16 protein-coding genes are annotated in these 17,687 nt (G+C 71.3%); all 16 read right to left on the reverse strand.

Annotated features, from left to right (window positions below; genetic code table 11):
- Window positions 1–75: 75 nt before the first annotated feature.
- The 16 genes from K8F61_RS11065 to K8F61_RS11140 all read right to left on the reverse strand — a co-directional run bounded on the left by K8F61_RS11065 (window position 76) and on the right by K8F61_RS11140 (window position 17,561).
- Window positions 76–453 (reverse strand): RidA family protein, encoded by a 378-nt coding sequence (locus K8F61_RS11065; RefSeq protein WP_231819147.1) that lies wholly within the window; start codon window positions 451–453, stop codon window positions 76–78.
- 85 nt (window positions 454–538) lie between these two features.
- Window positions 539–1,642 (reverse strand): alanine racemase, encoded by a 1,104-nt coding sequence (locus K8F61_RS11070; protein WP_231819148.1) that lies wholly within the window; start codon window positions 1,640–1,642, stop codon window positions 539–541.
- A complete protein-coding gene (locus tag K8F61_RS11075) occupies window positions 1,639–2,649 on the reverse strand; it encodes an ABC transporter ATP-binding protein (protein WP_231819149.1) in 1,011 nt (336 codons plus the stop codon). The genes K8F61_RS11070 and K8F61_RS11075 overlap by 4 nt, the downstream gene beginning before the upstream one ends.
- The gene (locus K8F61_RS11080) at window positions 2,646–3,650 is read right to left on the reverse strand and encodes an ABC transporter ATP-binding protein (protein ID WP_231819150.1); all 1,005 of its coding nucleotides are present in this window, start codon (window positions 3,648–3,650) and stop codon (window positions 2,646–2,648) included. The genes K8F61_RS11075 and K8F61_RS11080 overlap by 4 nt, the downstream gene beginning before the upstream one ends.
- Window positions 3,647–4,531, reverse strand: coding sequence for an ABC transporter permease (locus K8F61_RS11085; protein WP_231819151.1), 885 nt, complete (start codon window positions 4,529–4,531; stop codon window positions 3,647–3,649). Before K8F61_RS11085 ends, K8F61_RS11080 begins: the two co-directional genes overlap by 4 nt.
- Entirely contained in the window at window positions 4,528–5,487 is a 960-nt protein-coding gene (locus K8F61_RS11090; RefSeq protein ID WP_231819152.1) for an ABC transporter permease, read from the reverse strand. Before K8F61_RS11090 ends, K8F61_RS11085 begins: the two co-directional genes overlap by 4 nt.
- An 18-nt stretch (window positions 5,488–5,505) precedes the next feature.
- Window positions 5,506–7,122, reverse strand: a complete 1,617-nt coding sequence (locus K8F61_RS11095; RefSeq protein ID WP_231819153.1) for an ABC transporter substrate-binding protein — start codon at window positions 7,120–7,122, stop codon at window positions 5,506–5,508.
- A gap of 73 nt (window positions 7,123–7,195) precedes the next feature.
- A complete protein-coding gene (locus K8F61_RS11100) occupies window positions 7,196–8,056 on the reverse strand; it encodes a fumarylacetoacetate hydrolase family protein (RefSeq protein ID WP_231819154.1) in 861 nt (286 codons plus the stop codon).
- Complete coding sequence (locus K8F61_RS11105; protein WP_231819155.1) at window positions 8,053–9,024, reverse strand: Gfo/Idh/MocA family oxidoreductase; 972 nt, start codon at window positions 9,022–9,024, stop codon at window positions 8,053–8,055. Before K8F61_RS11105 ends, K8F61_RS11100 begins: the two co-directional genes overlap by 4 nt.
- Complete coding sequence (locus K8F61_RS11110; protein ID WP_231819156.1) at window positions 9,021–10,037, reverse strand: Gfo/Idh/MocA family protein; 1,017 nt, start codon at window positions 10,035–10,037, stop codon at window positions 9,021–9,023. Before K8F61_RS11110 ends, K8F61_RS11105 begins: the two co-directional genes overlap by 4 nt.
- Window positions 10,034–11,578, reverse strand: a complete 1,545-nt coding sequence (locus tag K8F61_RS11115; protein ID WP_231819157.1) for an N-acyl-D-amino-acid deacylase family protein — start codon at window positions 11,576–11,578, stop codon at window positions 10,034–10,036. Before K8F61_RS11115 ends, K8F61_RS11110 begins: the two co-directional genes overlap by 4 nt.
- Window positions 11,579–12,907, reverse strand: a complete 1,329-nt coding sequence (locus K8F61_RS11120; RefSeq protein WP_231819158.1) for an aspartate aminotransferase family protein — start codon at window positions 12,905–12,907, stop codon at window positions 11,579–11,581.
- Between the two features lie 5 nt (window positions 12,908–12,912).
- On the reverse strand, window positions 12,913–13,755 hold the full coding sequence (locus K8F61_RS11125; RefSeq protein WP_231819159.1) for an amidohydrolase family protein: 843 nt from the start codon (window positions 13,753–13,755) through the stop codon (window positions 12,913–12,915).
- Window positions 13,752–14,558 (reverse strand): IclR family transcriptional regulator, encoded by an 807-nt coding sequence (locus K8F61_RS11130; RefSeq protein ID WP_231819160.1) that lies wholly within the window; start codon window positions 14,556–14,558, stop codon window positions 13,752–13,754. Before K8F61_RS11130 ends, K8F61_RS11125 begins: the two co-directional genes overlap by 4 nt.
- Window positions 14,559–14,673: 115 nt before the next feature.
- Window positions 14,674–16,377 carry a sialidase family protein gene (locus K8F61_RS11135; RefSeq protein WP_231819161.1) on the reverse strand — a complete coding sequence of 568 codons (1,704 nt, stop codon included), beginning with the start codon at window positions 16,375–16,377 and terminating at the stop codon, window positions 14,674–14,676.
- A 200-nt stretch (window positions 16,378–16,577) separates the two neighbouring features.
- A complete protein-coding gene (locus K8F61_RS11140; protein WP_067244043.1) occupies window positions 16,578–17,561 on the reverse strand; it encodes a diacylglycerol/lipid kinase family protein in 984 nt (327 codons plus the stop codon).
- Between the last annotated feature and the right edge of the window lie 126 nt (window positions 17,562–17,687).

Here is a 17,687-nt window from a genome sequence, read left to right on the forward strand (position 1 = left end):
CGCCGAAACCCCCTCGGAAACACGTATCTGAGAGGGGGTTTCGGCGGGGAAGGGGGGTTTCAAGCGCCGCAGGGGTCAGGACTCACCGGTGACCTCGACCACGGCGTCGATCTCGATGTCGAACCCGCGCAGCGCCGCCTCGATCGTCGTGCGCGCCGGGTAGGGCTCGGACAGGTACTCCGCGGCGATGACGTTGAACTCCGCGAAGTCGTCGAGACTCCGCAGGTACACACCGATCCGCACCGCTCGGTGCAGCGACGATCCGGCGGCTCGAGCGACCGTCTCGAGGTTCTCGAACGTCTGTCGCACCTGATCCGCGAACGTCTCCCCGGTCCGGCGCCCCTGATCGTCGAACGGGCCCTGTCCCGCGAGGAACGCCAGGCCTCCGGCGATCGTTCCCTGCGAGTACGGGCCCGCGGGCGGCGGGGCCTGGTCGGTGCTGACCTTCTGCATGATGCTCTCTCCTGTCGTTCTCTTCTGTTGCTGCCGTTCTCCTGCACGGCGGCAGCGCTCCTGCGTGCCCTCGGTGCGCCCGGGATCAGTGCCGCGCGCGGATCCGCCAGACCTCTTCGACGACGCCGTCGGCGACCACCGCCGCCTCGGCGTGCATGTTCATCAGACCGCACGCATGATTCGGGCGGATGTGGACGACATCACCGACACGGGGGTTCGCCGCGCCCCGGAGGAAGCCGTGCTCCTCGTGGCCGGTGACGACGACGCCCCCTCCCTCGGAGACCACGGTGCCGATACGCCCGTCGCCGTGCGTGCTGCCGTCGCTGCTCATCGCCTTGATGCCCGCGTCGATGATCGCCCACTCCGACGGCTGGGTGCTGAGGACGCGGCTGCGCACCGACACGGCCACGTCTGCGGGATCGACGGTGCCGATCCGGACCTGGTTCTCGTCCCCGAGGACGTAGGTGCCGGGACGCGCCTCGGTGACGCCGGGAACAGTCGGCGCCGATCGTGCGCCCGGCGTCGAACCCACCGAGACGCTGCGGACCTCGATCCCGTCGGCCCGGATCGCCTCGGCCGTCTCGACGAGCAGTCGTCCCGCGGCGAGCCCGGTCAACCGGCGCCGCTGCGCATCCGCGCCGACGCCCTGGACATGGCCCTCGTGCGTCCACACCCCCTCGACATCGACCCCCGGGAGCGCCGCCAGCGCGCGGGCGGCGTCCACGGCGCCCTCGGGGGCGACGCCGGTGCGGTGCAGCCCGGTATCCACGTCCAGACGCACCGGGATGCGGAACCCGGCTCGGTGCGCACGGTCTGCGAGCTCACGGACGGCCTCCACGGAGTCCGTCCCGACGATGACCTCCGTGCTCCGGCAGGCCGACAGCACGGCGTCGACCCGTTCCCGTCCGACCGGCGGATAGGCCCAGAACACGGAGGGGCTCACGCCGTCCGCGAGGGCGAGCATCTCGGCTGCCGTGGCTGTCGTGAGGCCGACGGCTCCCGCGTCGAGCTGGCGCCGAGCGGCCTCGACCGCCTTCGTCGTCTTCCAGTGCGGCCGGAGGGAGACCCCGCACGCGCGCGCATGCGCGGCCATGGCCGCGATGTTCCGGTCCAGGATCGACCGATCGATCACGACGACGGGCGTGGGCAGGTCGGCGACATCCATCCCCACCGCGATCCGCCCGGTCATGCGGGGGCCTCGATGCGCGCGGCCGGCCCTGCCAGCACGTCGAGCGGATGGAAGCATGCGACGGACCGAGAGCCGTCACCGACCGGTGTCAGCTCCGGGCGGCGTTCGGCGCACAGCGCATCAGCCCGCCAGCAGCGGGTCCGGAAGCGACAGCCCGACGGCGGGCTCAGAGGCGAGGGGACGTCGCCGCTGAGCACGATGCGCTCACGGCGCTCGTCCGGCCCGGCGGGCGGGGTCGCCGACGCCAGGGCAGCGGTGTACGGATGCGCGGGCGCGGTCAGGACCTCCGAGGTCACGCCCTCCTCCACGACGACGCCGAGGTACATGACGGCCACCCGGTCCGTCACATGCCGGATCACCTCCAGGTCGTGGGAGATCATCATGAAGCCCAGCGACCGCTCCGCGCGCAGATCCATCAGCAGGTTCAGGATCTGCGCCTGGATCGAGACGTCCAACGCGGAGACCGGCTCGTCCAGGATCAGCAGGTCCGGATCGAGCGCCAGACCGCGGGCGATCCCGACGCGCTGACGTTGACCTCCCGAGAACTCGTGCGGGTAGCGGTGCAGTGCCCCGGCACCGAGGCCGACCTGCTCGAGGAGCGCCACGACACGGTCGCGCGAACGCGACCCCCGCCACTCGCCGAAGGCGCGCAGGGGCTCGGCCACGATCTCCTGGATCGTCATACGCGGGTTGAGCGATGACTGCGGATCCTGGAAGACGAACTGGATGCGCCGCCGAAGCTGCCTGCGCCGGGACCGCGAGGCGGTGACCAGGTCCTCACCCCGGAACAGCACGCGTCCGGACGTCGGTCTGCCCAGCTGCGCGATGGTCTTCCCCGTGGTGGTCTTCCCGCATCCGGACTCCCCGATCACCCCCAATGCCTCGTCCTCACCCACACGGAGGGAGACGCCGTCCACGGCCCGGACGACCCGCCCTCGCCCGACGGGGAAGCGGACGACGAGATCCTGCACGTCGAGGATCGAAGAAACGCCGATCGGATCGCTCATCGTCCCTCCTCCTTCCGGTCGCGGTAGTGACAGGCGCTGAGACGTCCGTCGGCGCTGGGCGCCAGCGCGGTGGGCTCGTCCCGACAGCGGTCCGATTTGAAGGGCGCGGTGCACCGCGGAGCGAACGGGCACCCGGTCGGCAGGGCGTCGAGAGAGGGCGGCTGCCCCGGGATCGCCGCCAGCCGACGCCCGGGCTCCACCAGGCCGGGTCTGCTCCGGATGAGAGCACGGGCGTAGGGGTGTCGGCTGTCGTGGAACAGCTCCGCGGTCGTGGCCGACTCCATCATCTGGCCGGCGTACATCACGAGCACCCGATCGGCGTACTGCGCGATGACGCCGAGATCGTGGGTGATGAGCATGATCGCGACCCCGAGCTCGGAGCGCGCCCGGGCCAGGACCTCGAGCACCTGCGCCTGGATCGTCGCATCCAGGGCGGTCGTCGGCTCGTCCGCGATCAGCAGCTCGGGATCGTTCACGAGGGCCATCGCGATGACGGCCCGCTGTCGCATGCCGCCGGACCACTGGTGCGGGTACTGGTCCATCCTGCGACGCACGTCGGGCACGCCCACCAGGTCGAGCACCTCGGCGGCGCGCGTCCGTGCCTCGGAACGGCGCGCCCGCGGATGGTGGATCCGGTACGCCTCCTCGATCTGCCGCCCCACCCGCACCACGGGGTCGAGGGTCGTCATCGGGTCCTGGAAGACCATCCCGATCCTCCGGCCCCGCACGCGGCGCAGGACCCGGTCGGGGGCCGAGGCGAGATCCTCGCCGCCGAAGGACACGGTTCCCGCCGTGATCCGCACAGACGGCGGCAGAAGCCCGAGAATCGACAGCGCGGTCATGCTCTTGCCGGATCCGCTCTCGCCCACCACCCCGACCATCTCGCCGGGGCGGATGGAGAGGGCGACGTCACGCAGGATGCTCTGCACCTCGCCGCGGCGCGGGATCCCCGCGTACAGGCCATCGATCTCGAGGAGCGGTGCCGTGGTCTTCTGGGTCATCGGTTCCTCCGCGGGTCGATGGCGTCACGGATGCCGTCGCCGACTGCCATGGCGGACAGGACGGTGAGCGCGATCATGATGCCCGGCGGCAGCCACAGCCAGGGCATCCCGGCGAGCACCGCGAGGGACTGCGCCTCGGTGAGCATGTTTCCCCAGCTCGCCTGGGGCGGGCGGACCCCGGCCCCGAGGAAGGACAGGGCCGACTCGAGCAGCACCGCCTCCGACACGAGCAGGGTCGCCGCGACGGTGACCGGCGGCAACACCGCGGGGAGCAGATGGCGGAGCATGATGAAGCCGTTGCCCGAACCGGACACTCGCGCCGCCTGGACGAACTCCTGCTCCTTCACGCTCAGGACGACGCCGCGCGCGATGCGCGCCGACGACGGCCACGAGAGCCCGGCGATCACGGCGACGAGCATCGGCACGCTCGGCCCGATGATCCCGGCGACCACGATGACCACCAGGACCGGGGGGACCGACAGCATGATGTCCACGACGCGGCTGATGACGGCGTCGGCCACGCCGCCGAACCATCCCGCCACGACCCCGGCGAGCGCCCCGACGCACACCGCGATCGCGGCCGAGAGGAAGCCGACCATCAGCGAGACCTGACCGCCGGCGAGGAGACGGGCGAGAACGTCGCGCCCGGTCGAATCCGTGCCGAGCGGGTGCGCGCCGCCCGGTGCGGAGCGCACCCCGGCGAGGTCGATGGCATCCGGGTCCACGGGATACAGCAATGGCGCGGCGAGGGTGCCGACCACGATCACCGCCAGCACGGCGGCACCGGTGAGGGCCACGGGGTTCCGGAGGTAGCGTCGGAGGGCGAGGCGCCCGGGCGAGCGCTCCGGCTTGGGCAGGAGCACGGCGACGGTGTCGGTCATCGCGACGTCCTCACTCTCGGGTCGACGACCGAGTACAGCAGGTCGGCGACGAAGTTGCACAGCAGCACCAGCACGGCGACGTAGAGGCCGAAGCCGATCACGACCGGATAGTCGCGGGTGGTGAGGGCGGTCACCGCGAGCTGCCCCATCCCCGGCCAGGAGAAGACCTGTTCCAGCACGACGGCGCCGGCGAGGAACACGGGGATGTACAGCGCGAGGACCGTGACGAGCGAGACGAGGCTGTTGCGGAACGCGTGCACCAGGGTGCGCGCGGGACCGGCGCCCTTGGCGACGACGGCGCGGACGTAGTCCTTGCCGAGCTCCTCGAGCATCCCGCTTCGCACATAGCGGATGAACGGCGCTGCGACGGCCAGGGACAGCAGCCCGACGGGGAGGACCATGTGCAACAGGAGGTCCGGCAGATCCGTCCTCCCCGAGGCGTGCATGCCCGACGACGGCAGGACCCGCAACTGCACCGAGAACACGTAGATCGCCAGCATCGCGAGGAAGAAGCTCGGGATCGCGATCGCGAGAACGCTCACGCCGGTGATGCCGTAGTCGGCGACGGTGTCGCGGCGGACCGCGGCCAGGATGCCGAGGGGGACGGCGATGAGCAGACCCACGACCAGCGCCGTCCCGGTCAGCAGGAGCGTCGGGCCGAGCCGGCCGAGCAGCAGCTGCCCGACCGGCTGGCCGTTCGCGTAGGAGTACCCGAGGTCGCCCCGCAACAGGGCGCCGAACCAGGCGACGAACTGCACCGGCAGCGGCTGGTCCAGGCCGAGGCGCTCGCGCATGGCCTCGATGAACGCCTCCCGATCGGCGCCGCCCGCGTCCGGCGGGATCATCATGTCGACCGGATCGCCCGGGGCCAGCCTCACCAGGAGGAAGAGCCCGATCGCGATCAGGATGAAGACCAGAACGCTGGACGAGAGCCGGACCAGGAGGGTCCTCAGCATCGTGCACTCCTCATATCGCTATCCCGAGACGGTCCAGTCGGCGGCGTTCCAGAACCCGTTGGTGAAGTCGCCGTGGGGCTCGAAGCCCTTCAGCCGCTCGCTGGTGGCCCAGATCGTGTTGGGCACGTTGATCCACACGTACGGGACGAGCTCGTTGTCGCGCCGCGCGGCGTCCCGGTAGATGTCGGCACGCGCGTCCTGATCCGCCACACGCTGACCGGCGGCCATCTGCGCGTCCAGCTCCGCATCGCAGAACAAGGCCGTGTTGGCCCCGACCGGGAAACGCTGTTCGCACGCGACGATCGGGAAGCTGCTGGCCGGGTCGGGGGTGTAGACGCCACCGCCGAACAGCGCCAGGTCGTAGCTGCCGTCCGTGTAGCTGGCGGTGAGCGCGCCCGCGTCCACCTGGTTGGCGACCGCCTTGATCCCGACCGCCTTGAGGTTCTCGATGATGACGTTCACCATCTGATCCCGATCGCGCTGTCCGGGCACCCACGAGATCTTCACCTCCTGGGACAGGTCGAAGCCCGCCTCCGCCAGGAGCCGCTTCGCCGTGTCGGGCTCGTAGGCGTATTCCTCCAGGTCGTCCGGCAGGGCCCACGGCGTCATGATGTCGCTGTTGATCAGCGTCGCCTCGCCGCCCAGGACGCCGTCGACGATGCCCTGCCGGTCGATCGCGTGCACGAGCGCCTGTCGCACCCGGGCGTCGGCGAACTGCGGCTTGCTGAAGTTCACCGCCATCCGCGTGAACCCGGCCGAGGGCTTGGACGTCACGGTGACGCCGGGGAGGGCCTTGACCGCGTCCAGGTCGAGCGCGGACACCTGGACGAGATCGATCTCCCCGGTGCCCAGCTGCGCCGTGGCCACGTCGCTGGTCAGCATCTTGAGGTAGAGATGGTCGATCCCGACCTCGCTGCGATAGTTCTCGTTCGCGTCCAGCTCGATGTCCTGGTCGACGTTGAACGCCTTCATGACGTAGGGCCCCATGCCGACGGTCGGCTGCGTGAACCAGGGATCCTCCAGGAGCGTGGCCGGGTCCTTCTCTCCGAGGACGTGCTCGGGGAGGATGAACATCACCGACCCGTACCCGATCAGGGAGAGGAACCCCGCATTGGGCTCCGTCAGCTGGAACACGACGGTGTTCTCATCGGGCGCGGTCAGCCCGGACAGCGTCTGCGCCGAGCCGTCCTGCATCGCGCCGTAGCCCTCGACCCCGGACAGCCGTGCACCCCAGGCGCCTCCGGCCTTCGGGTTCGCGGCGAGGTTGTAGGTGAACAGGACGTCCTCCGCGGTGAATGGCTCGCCGTCGCTCCAGGTCAGGCCGGTACGCAGATGGAACGTGAAGGTCTTCGCGTCCTCGGACACGTCCCAGCTCTCGGCCAGGCGAGGCTCGAACGAGAAGTCGGGATCGGTGGTGAAGAGGTTGTCGAAGATGAGGGACATCGTCAGCTGCTCGGCGCCCTGGGCGGGCTTGAGCGGGTTGAAGCTGACGGGCTTCTGGTAGAGGTAGACGTTCGCGGAGGTCTCGGCGTCGCCTCCCCCTCCCCCCTCCTCGGGCGCGGTCGCCGTGCAGCCGGCGAGCATCGCCCCGGCCAGGCAGAGCGCCGCCAGGCCGGAGAGCAACTTCTTGCGCATGAGAACTCCCTTGTTCGCTTGTTGGTTCGTTCGGGTGTGTCGTGATGTCGTGGCGGCCTCGGGTCGCCGTGCGTCAGCGATCCTCGCTGCTCGGGGCGACGATGCGTGTCGTCAGCGCCCCGAGGCCCTGGATCTCGGCGACCACGACGTCGCCGGGATGCAGGAACGTCCCGGTGGTGGCCCCGACACCGGCAGGCGTCCCGGTGAGGATGACGTCTCCGGGGCGGAGCGTCATCAGCCGCGACGAGAACGCGACGAGCTCCGCCACGGAATGGATCATGTCGGCGGTGGTTCCCGACTGCCGGACCTGGCCGTTGACCGTCAGTCCGACCGTCAGCCGCTGCGGGTCCGGGACCTCGTCGGCGGTGACGAGATAGGGTCCGAGCGGGGCCGAGCCGTCCAGCCACTTGCCCTCGAGCCAGTCGAAGAACCCGGTCCACGCCTCGCCGTCACGCGGGCCCTCCAGCGCGAGACTCCGGGCCGAGAGGTCGTTGCTCGTCGCGTACCCGAAGACGTGGCCGAGCGCGTCCTCCTCGCGGACCTCTCGAGCCGTGCGGCCGATCACGACGGCGAGCTCCGCCTCCCAGTCGAGCTCCGTCGTGATCGAGGGCAGGACCACCTCGGCCCCGTCTCCCACGACGCTGGTGTCCGGTTTCAGGAACAGGCGCGGAGACGCCGTGCGGACATCGCGCGGCCGGGCGCCGCTCTCTGTCACGTGCTCCTGGTAGTTCGCCGCCACGGCGATGACCTTGCCGGGCGACCGCAGCGGGGGCAGGATCCTCACGTCCTGCAGCGCGACGCGCCGACCGTTCGGCGTCGTCGGATCCCCCGCGACGATCCCGGCGAGGTCGCCGGTCCCGATCAGGGCGATCTCCTCGCCGTCCACGACGCCGTGCACCACGACGCCCTCGTACTCACAGGTGATCAGTCTCATCGTTCTCTCCTCACGTCCTCGGCGCCGGCGACCACCGCTTCCCGGCGCTCGGCGGAAGCCGCCACGGCATCGAGGGTCTGCGCCAGCGCGAGCCATGACGCCGGGCTCTCTCCCGGTCGCCGTCCCATCGCCATCTCACGGAGCTGGCACAGACGCGCCGTGACGGAGTCCGCGCCGTAGCCGACGGCCCGGGTCCCCTCCGCCGTGCGCAGAGTCAGGGCGGGACCCGTCAGATCCACATCCAGGTGCCCGTGGCTGCCCACGATCCGCGTCCGGGCGAGGAGCGTCCCCGCCCCCGAGGACGTGCGCGAGACGTGGACCGAGACGACGACGTCTCGATCCGTCTGACCGAGGAACGTCACGCGGTCGTCGGCGAGGTCCGCGGTGCCGATCCGGATCGTCGTCGGACCGGTGAGGCGCTGGACGAGGTCCACGGCGTGGACGCCGATGTTTCGCAGGTCGCCCTCCGGGCTCGCCCCGTCGCCGGCGGCGACGACCAGGTCGACCATGACGGCACGAAGCAGCCCCGGCTCACCGTCCCGGACGGCCGCGGCGACACGTGTGAACGACGGATGGGCGGCGAAGTGGTGGCCGGACAGCAGCAGTGCGCCGGTTCCGTCGAGCTGGTGCTCGAGATCCGCGGTCGGATCCAGCGTCGGCTTGTCGACGAGGACAGCGGTGCCGCTCGAGACCTCGGCGAGGAGCTGTGCCCGACGCCGCCCGCGCAGGCAGGCGACGACCGCCTGGGCGGCGCCCACGGGCGCTGACTCCTCTCGGGAAAGCGGAACGTCCAGCGAGCGGGCCAGGCGCTCGGCGGCGTCCGCCGCGGGGGCGCTCTGATCCGGCGGCGACCAGACGGCCGTTGGCACGAGACCCGCAGCGGCCAGGCGCGGCGCCCACATCGCGGACTGATGATCCTGAAGGCCGGCGCCCGTCGTCCCCGCCATCAGTACGGTGGTACCGCTCATCGACGCACCTCCTCTCGGCGGACGAGCCGCCCTGTCTTCAGCGATTCCTCGGCCGCGGCGGCGACGCGCACGGCGTCCACCGCGTCCGCGACCGCCGGCACCGCGGGCGCCTCCCCGCGGATCGCCGCCGCGAAGGCGTCGATCTCAGCGACGAAGACATCCCCCGCGGCACCGTCGGGGGCCCACATCGCCAATCCCTCCTCGAGCCAGGCGCGGATCCCGTCCGCGTCCCAGGTACGGCGCAGGACGCCGTCGGTCCCCACCACGGTGAACTCCAGATAGGCCGCACGACGCGGTCGCTCGGCCCGGCTGACCTCGCACACCGCCGCTGCCCCGCCCGGGAACCCGAGCTCGATCACGAGGTAGTCGGAGATGTCGAGGGCACGGCTGGTGACCGCCTGTCCCGTCGCGAAGACGGTGTCCGGGCGCTCGCCGATCCACCACGACGCGAGATCCGTGAGGTGGACGCCGTTGTGCAGCGAATGCCCGCCGGACACGGCGGGGTCCAGCACCCACGCCTGCCAGCCGGGCCAGATCCAGCCTCCGTTCATCACGATCCGGACGAAGCGGGGCACCCCGACGGCTCCGGAGGCGACCGCCTCGTGCACGGCCCTCCCCTGCGCGGAGAACCGGTGGCTGTGGCCGACGGCGAGCACGAGACCGCGCTCCTCGGCCGTGCGGCCGAGCTCGTCCGCGCCCTCCGCCGTCATCGCCAACGGCTTCTCCATGAGGAGGTGGCGTCCCGCCCGGAGCACGGCGAGGCCGATGTCCTCGTGGGTGAGATTCGGGGTGCACACGATCACGGCCTCGACATCGTCCCGAGCCAGGACGGCGTCCAGCGTGTCCTCGACGGCGCAGTCCTCCTGCAGCGCGACCTGCCGGGCTCGTGCCCGGTCCATGTCCTGGACGCATGCGAGGCGCGCGCGGTCGGTCGCACGCAGCGCCGCCATGTGCGACGCCGCGATCCCGCCGACGCCGACGATCGCGATCCCGAGCACCGGCGTCTCGCTCATGAGGCCGTCTCCCTTCTGCGCACCCGACCGGGTCGCGCGGATGTGATCCCGTCCTCGTCCAGGACCGGGACGCCGTTCACCAGGACGCGACGCACGCCGACGGCCGCGCGCGCGGGCTCGGCGAACGTCGCCGAGGAGTCCAGCCCGTCCTCGGCGAAGACGACGACGTCGGCGGGCAGACCGGGCCTCAGCCCGCTGGGCACGCCCACCCGTTCCGCGGACGCGACGGACATGCGGCGCACCGCGGCGGAGAGCGGGACGCCCAGAGCCCGCATCCGCCGGAACGCCGCGGGGAAGGTGCCCCAGGAGCGCGGGTGCGCCGCCGACGAGGCGTGCGCGGCGGACAGCGCCGTGCCGTCGGAGCCGATCGTGACCCAGTCGGTGGTGAGCGCCAGGTCGACGTCGGGCCACGAGCCGCTCTCCACGGCGACGTCCACGAGTCCGCCGTCGGCGACGAGGAGCTCGGCGAGCCACTCCCACGGACGGGCCTGCTCCGCGGGTGTCCGCCCGACCGCCTCCGGGGTCGCGGCTGCCTTCATGACGAGGATCTGTCCCGGGTCCCATCCGGAGTCCCGGAGTCCCTCGGCGAGCGCCGGCGCACCGAGGGCGAGGACCGCGCGGGGGCCGGCGGCGCGGATGCGCGAGGGAAGGAGCTGCAGCAGCGTCGTGTGACCGGCGATGTAGGGGTAGCAGTCGGCGGACGCGTCCTGCACGTCGCGAAGCCGCTCCACCGCGGCGATCGCCTCTGCGAAGCGCCCGTCCGGGTGGGTCGCGCGCAGGTGCGAGATCTGCAGGCGGGCGCCGTCCGCCACGTCCGCGGCCTCGGCGAGGGACTCGGTGAGGGCCCGGGCGTCGTAGTCGCGGAGGTGGGCCGCCACGAGGCCGTCCGCGTCCGCGACGGCCTGCGCGACGGCCCGGAGCTCGTCACGTCCCGCGGACTCGCCCGGCGCGTACATGAGCCCCAGGCTCGCTCCGACGCACCCCGCCTCCAGCGCCCGGGTCACCTCCGCCGCGACGGCGACGATCTCGGCTTCTGACAGCTCTCCGACGCGCCCGGGGGCGGCGGCATGACGCGCGGATCCGTGACCCACGAGCGCGGCGACGTTCGTCGACGACGGCGCCTCGTCGAGCGCGTCCAGCCATTCCGCGACCGTCGACCAGGGACGCGGCGTCCCCGGTGTCACGTCGATCGTCGCGATGAGCGCAGCCAGACCCGCCGCGTCGCCGCCCGTGGGTGCGGCCGACATCCCGCAGTTGCCGACGACCTCCGTCGTGATGCCCTGGGTGACGCGGCTCTCGCCTCCGGGATAGGCGAGGCGGGTGAGGTCGGAGTGGCAGTGGATGTCGACGAAGCCCGGCGCCACCACAAGCCCCTCGGCATCGATGACGTCCGCGTCATACCCGTCGTGGGGGCGCGCCGCCAGCGGGACGACGGCGTCGATCCTCGTCCCTGCGATCAGCACGTCTCCGAGGAAGGGCTCGTCGCCCGATCCGTCCACGACGAGTCCCGAGAGGATCGCCGTCCTGGCCGAGGGGGTCATCTAGTCGCGACCTCCGCGTCCGAACTCGCCGTCGTGCTTCATCCCGGCCAGCACCTGCTCCGCCGCCTCCAGGGTGCGATCGATGTCGTCTTCCGAGTGGGCGAGGGAGATGTGGTTCCGTTTGAGCGCCATCGGGTACATCAGGAACCCCGCGTCCGTCATCCGGCGGTGGAACGTCGCGTACGCGTGATCGTCGTTGCGCATGAGATCCCGGTATCCGCGGACCTCCCCTTCCAGGAAGTACGTGACGAACACCGAGCCGATGCCGGTCACCACCGCGGGGATCCCGAGATCCGCGGTGATCGTGCGCATCCCGGACCGCATGCGGTCGCCGAGCGCGCGGACGTGATCGTAGAAGCCGACCTCCGGGTCCTTCAGAGTCTCGATCGTGGCGATCGCCGCCGCCATGGACGCGGCGTTGCCGTTGAAGGTGCCGGCGAGCATGACGGATCCGCCCGCCGGGGTGAAGTTGCCCATCGCCTCTCGCGAGCCGGCCATGCCGGCGACCGCGAAGCCGTTGCCCATCGCCTTGCCGAAGGTGGTGAGATCCGGGGTGATCCCGCACAGCTCCTGATACCCGCCCAGTGCATGCCGGAACCCGGTGATGACCTCGTCGAAGATCAGCAGGGCCCCGTTGTCGCGCGTGATCGCGCGCAGGCCCTCCAGGAACGACTGATCGGGGAGCAGGGCGCCGACGTTGTGCGGTACCGGTTCCAGGATCACCGCGGCGATCTGCTCCCCATGGAGGGCGAACAGCTCCCGCACCGAGTCCAGATCGTTGAACTCCGCGACGAGCGTGTGACTCAGTGCGTCGTCGAGGATGCCCGACGAGTTCGGGTCCCATCCGTACGCGCGCGAGGGCGCGGAGATCACGTTCCGCGCCACGGCGTCGAACGAGCCGTGGAAGCAGCCCTGGAACTTCACGATGTACGGGCGCCCGGTCGCGCCGCGCGCGAGACGGACGGCCTGGAGCACGGATTCGGATCCGCTCATCGTGGTGATCGTCATCTCCGCGGAGGGGATCGCGTCCACCACGAGCTCCGCCAGACGCAGTTCCAGCTCCGTGATGCCGAGCCCGACGAGACCGAGCCCCCGAGACGCCTCCGCGACGGCGGAGGCCACACGCTCGTCGCCGTGGCCGAGCAGGATGGCGCCGAACGCGGCGTGGTAGTCGACGTAGTCCTTGCCCTGCGCGTCGGTCACGGTGGCCCCGTGCGCGGAGGTGAAGACCCAGGGCGCGCCGATGGCTCTGGTCGCGGAGTTCACCCCTCCCGGGATGATCTGCTCCGCCCGCGCGGCCAGCGCCCTCGCGTCCGTGATCGTCGTCATCGTCGTCACCGGTCCTTCACCGTCAGTCCGAGCAGCGCGAGCGTGTCGCGATGCAGAATCGAGTCGATCGTGTCCTCATGCACGTGCGGCAGGTCCCCGGCGCGCATCGCGGCGACCGCGTTCAGCCGCTCGATGGCGTCTGCCGGCGTCCAGAGGGGGTAGTCGGAGCCGAAGAGCAGCTTGTCCACGGTCCCCCACTCCTGCGCGTGCACCAGGGCGAGGAACGCGTCCATCGGGCGCGACGGGACTCCCGACACGTCCGCGAACACCCTCTCGTTCTTGCGCAGCACCACGTTCGTGTCCCGCTGCCACGGATGGCCCATGTGCGCCATGACCTGGACGAGGTCCGGATGCCGGCGGGCCACCTCGTCCACGACGAGGGGCTGGCTCACGGCGAGGCTGCCGATCGGGCTCGGGGTGGCGCCCATGTGCCAGAGGACGACCATCCCGTGGCGGGTCATGCGCCGGTAGAAGTCGTCGAACTCGGGCGAGAGCGGGTCGAACAGCGCGAGGACCGGGTAGAGCTTCACGCCCTGGAGGCCGAGTTCGACCGCCTCGTCGAGCTGCTCGCGCCAGTCCGCGTCGGACGGGTCGATCGCCGCGAACCCGATGGTCGGCGTCCGCACCCGTGTGAGGAAGTCCGCGACGAACGAGCTCGGCGTCCGCACGCCTGCGCGACTGGCCGCCATCCCGAAGGTGACCGCCACGTCGACGCCCGTCATCGCCGCGTCGAACGACTCCGGCGTCACCACCGGGTAGGGCTCACCGTACGCCCCCTCCCAGTGGTCCTCGTGCTCGCTTCCCCAGTGCTCGGGGAGGTGGCAATGGGTGTGGATGTCGATGATCATTCGATCGCCAATCTGGTTCGGACGTTCTGCAGCGCCGCGCCGATCCGCGGCAGCCCCGCGATCTCCGCCGCAGCGTCGGTGAGCGCGGCACGGATGTGGTCCTCGTCCCGCTCCGTCAGCTCTCCGGCCGGGCCGGAGACGCTGAGCGAGACGGTGAGGTCATGCTCGGCGGGCACCAGTACGGCCATGCAGCGCACGCCGCGATTGCGCTCCTGGTCGTCGATGCTGACGCCGCGCTCCCGGATCCTGGCCAGCTCCTCGTCGAGCTGCGCGCGCGTCGTGATCGTCTGATCCGTGAAGCTCTCGAACGGCTCGCGGGTGGGGATGTGGTCGGCCACGCGATCGTCCTCGAGGACGGACAGCAGCATCTTCCCGAGGCCGGTGCAGTACGTGTGGTCGAGGAATCCGCCCGCGGCGATGCGGAGGGCGCGCGCGGGCTCCTCCACACCGAGATGGAGCACGGATCGCCCCTGGAGGACGCCGAGGTTCGAGGTGAACCCGAGCCCGTCGGCGAGCGCCTTCATCGTCGGAGCCGTGAGCTCGGACAGCTCGACCGCCGCGAGAGACTCAGTCAGGGCGTACACGCTGGGGCCGAGCGTGTACGCCGGAGGCTGGCCGGTCCGAGCGATGAAGCCCTCGCGCTCCATGACCGTGAGCAGTCTCAGCAGGGTCGGCTTCGGCAGGCCCGCGGCACGGGCGAGCTCGGCCAGCGGCAGAGGCTGCCCCTCCGCCCCGAGCACCCGCAGCACGGTCAGTCCCCGAGCGAGGCCCTGCGAGTGATAGGACGTGGAATTCTGTTCCATGTGGCGAGAATGACGTGGACCACCGTTCCATGTCAAGCACTTTTGTCCGGAGGTCTCCCCGCACGGCGCGACGCGACCCCGGGCTGCACCCGGGGCCGCGTCGTCCGGTGCGCGGTCAGTCCGCGTAGTGGGATCGTTCGGTGAAGACCGCCGAGAGCGTCCGCGCAGCGACGTCGTAGCTCATCGTGAGGAACTCCCCCGGACCGATCTCGACGTTCGACGGGTTGGCCTGGTCCCCGTTACCGGCGTCGTAGACCAGGATCGAGCGCGCCGCGCGCCCGTCCCACGGACCCGACGGGTCATCGATCACGATCCCCTCCGTCGGGCGCCCGGGACGAGCCGGATTGCCGTAGGTCAGCAGCACGCTTCCGTCGGCGAGCACGGTCTGCGAGTGCGACTCCGCCGGGATATCGGTGGCGACCGCCGGTGTCCAGGTGTGGCCGTCGTCGAAGGAACGGGACAGATAGGCCCGTACCGGGCTGGACGTCGTGCGGATCAGCGCCACGATCTCACCGCTCGGGAGGACCGACAGGTTCGGCTCCTGGAACGAGATGGAGCCGACCGCGAGCAGCGCCTCGCTCGCGGCGTCCCAGGTGATGCCGCCGTCCGTGCTCCGGACCACGGTCGCGCGCTGTCGTCCGTCGCCGGGGAGCGTGCCGTAGAGCGGGATCAGGAGATCCCCGTTCGCCGCCTCGACGATGGGGCCGTGGTTCGCCGCCCAGCCGAGCGGGTAGCCTCCGCTCACCGGCCCGCACGCGCAGCTCATCTGCGTCGAGACCTGCGTCGGGGCCGACCAGGTGACGCCGCCGTCGGTGGAACGCATCACGAACGTCCCATGCAGGATGCTCGGCGACGCCCACTGCGTGTAGAAGTAGGTCAGCAGCACGGTGCCGTCACTGAGCACGGCGAGCTTCGGGTCGCGCGGATCGTATGCAGGATCCGTGACGAGGGCCGGCGCCGACCACGTGGCGCCGTCGTCGGTGCTGCGCACGAGCTTGATCACGCCGTTGCTCCCGGCATGCGTCGGCGCCTCGTAGTACGACGCGAGGATGGTGCCGTCGCCGAGCCTCTCGGCCCCGGGGAAACGGATCGCCGTCCCCGCCGCCGCGGTGGCGGCGACGACCTCCCGGAACTCCGGGACGGACGGAGCCATGCCCATGTCGTCCACCAGGAGCGACAGCCCGGACGGCGCCGTGCCCTCCGAGGCGACCTGGAGCGCGCCGATGCTCGCCCCGGCCCCGGCCTTCACGGTCGTGGGGAAGCGGACGCGGTCGACCTCGATCGTGGCCTTGCTCGCCGTGGCGTCCAGTCGTACCTCGATCCACCGGGTCAGGGGGTCCACTCCGGGCGCAGTGCCCAGGGTCACCCAACTCGACCCGTTGTAGGCCTTGACCACGACGTCTCCGCCCGAGCGGGAGAGGAAGAAGCGCCAGACGCCGAGGGCGTCCGCAGACGACGCGCCGAGCGAGACGATCACGCCGGTGTCCATCTGGGTCGCCAGGAGGCGCATCGTCGCCGACTTCTCCGGCGAGGCCGGATCGGTGCAGACGATCCGCGTATGCACGGTCGCGCTCGCATCGACGAGGCGCACCGCGCGGTTCTGCGCCGGCGCGCCCGCGAGGGCGGCGGGTTGCACGCTCACGTCCCCGACGGTCGAGCAGCCGGTCGGCGCAGACCCGACCGGCTCGGCGTCGAAGGATCTCGTCACCCCTTCGAACGGCGCCGCCGCCGCCGGCGACGCGACGCTGAGACCCAGCGTCAGGGCGGCCGCCGCGAGCAGCGCCGCCGCGGAAAGCCGGGAACCTCGGTTCGGCATCATTGCCTCCTCCTCGAAGACCGGCCCGACGCCGGTCGGTGTTCGGACGCTAGGAAGCCGGCCCGTTCCATGTCAATTCATGGAACGGGTCCGTGGTCCGCCCGCGAAACCCCCTCGACGCGCCGAGACCCCCTCCCAGATACGTATCTGGGAGGGGGTCTCGGCGGGGGAAGGGGGTCTCGCGCCCGGCAGCGCGCCCGGCGTCAGCGGACGCGGATCGCGGCGGGCTGCACGGTGATCGCGATGCGCGTCACCTCGCCGATGTCGTCGCCGTCGATCTCGAACACGCGCGGCTCGTCCAGTTCCACGACCGCCGAGGTGAGCCGGCGGTGCACCATGCTGTCGCTGCTGGCCGCACGCTCCTCTCCCCCGGACAGCAGGCGCTTGAGCCCGTTGTCCCACACCATGGTGCGCAGCGTGTCCATCCACCCGGCGATGCCGTCGGCGTTCAGCGCCAGGAGGTCGAGCTGCCCGTCGGAGGGGTCTGCGTCGGGCAGGAGGGTGATGCCGCCCTGCAGGGTCCCGCAGTTGCCGACGATGAACGTGTGGGCCTTCTCCTCCACCGGATCCGCGTCGTCCATCGCCACGCGGAGATCGATGACCTCGCTCGCGGCCACCGCACGGCCGAGCGACTCCACGTACGCGAGCCAGCCGGCCTTGTCCTTGAGGTCGTCGTCGGTCTCCGTGATCATGTGCGCGTCGATCCCGAATCCGGCCATGACGGCGAAGGCGTAACGCCCCGACTCGCCCTCCGGCTCGGGGTCCTCCTCGGGCACCTCGCCCGGGGCGAAGACGACCTCGGCCCAGCCGACGTCGATCGCCTGCGCGTCGCCCGTCAGCGCACGGCCGAACGCGCCCGGCAGGTCGTTCAGGGGGACGCCGAGGTTGCGCGCGAGCAGGTTCCCGGTGCCGAGGGGGATCACGGCGAGGTCCGCCTCGGTCTCCGCGTCCGCCAGCTGCTCGGCCACCGCGCGCACCGTGCCGTCGCCGCCGGCCGCCGCCACCACGTCGGCTCCGGCGTCGAGCGCCGCTTGGGCCGCCGCGCGGCCGGGGTCGTCCTCCGCGGTCTCGTGCCAGCTGACCGAGACGCCCTCCGCACCGCCGAGTGCGGTCTCGAGGGCCGATTCCAGCGTCTCGCGATCGGTCTTCGACGGGTTCCAGACGATGCCGATGTGCTTCGTGGTCATGTGCGCGCCTCTCCTCGGAACGGGACGGTTCACCTCCCGCCCGCCCATTCTGCCCCGCCGTCCGCTCGGATCGCTCGCGGGAGCACGAGATATACCGGACGACCGCGGCGGTATGTACCGGACGAC

Origin of the sequence: Microbacterium resistens (assembly GCF_021172025.1) — a bacterium.
In the GTDB taxonomy this organism is placed as follows: Bacteria; Actinomycetota; Actinomycetes; order Actinomycetales; family Microbacteriaceae; genus Microbacterium; species Microbacterium resistens.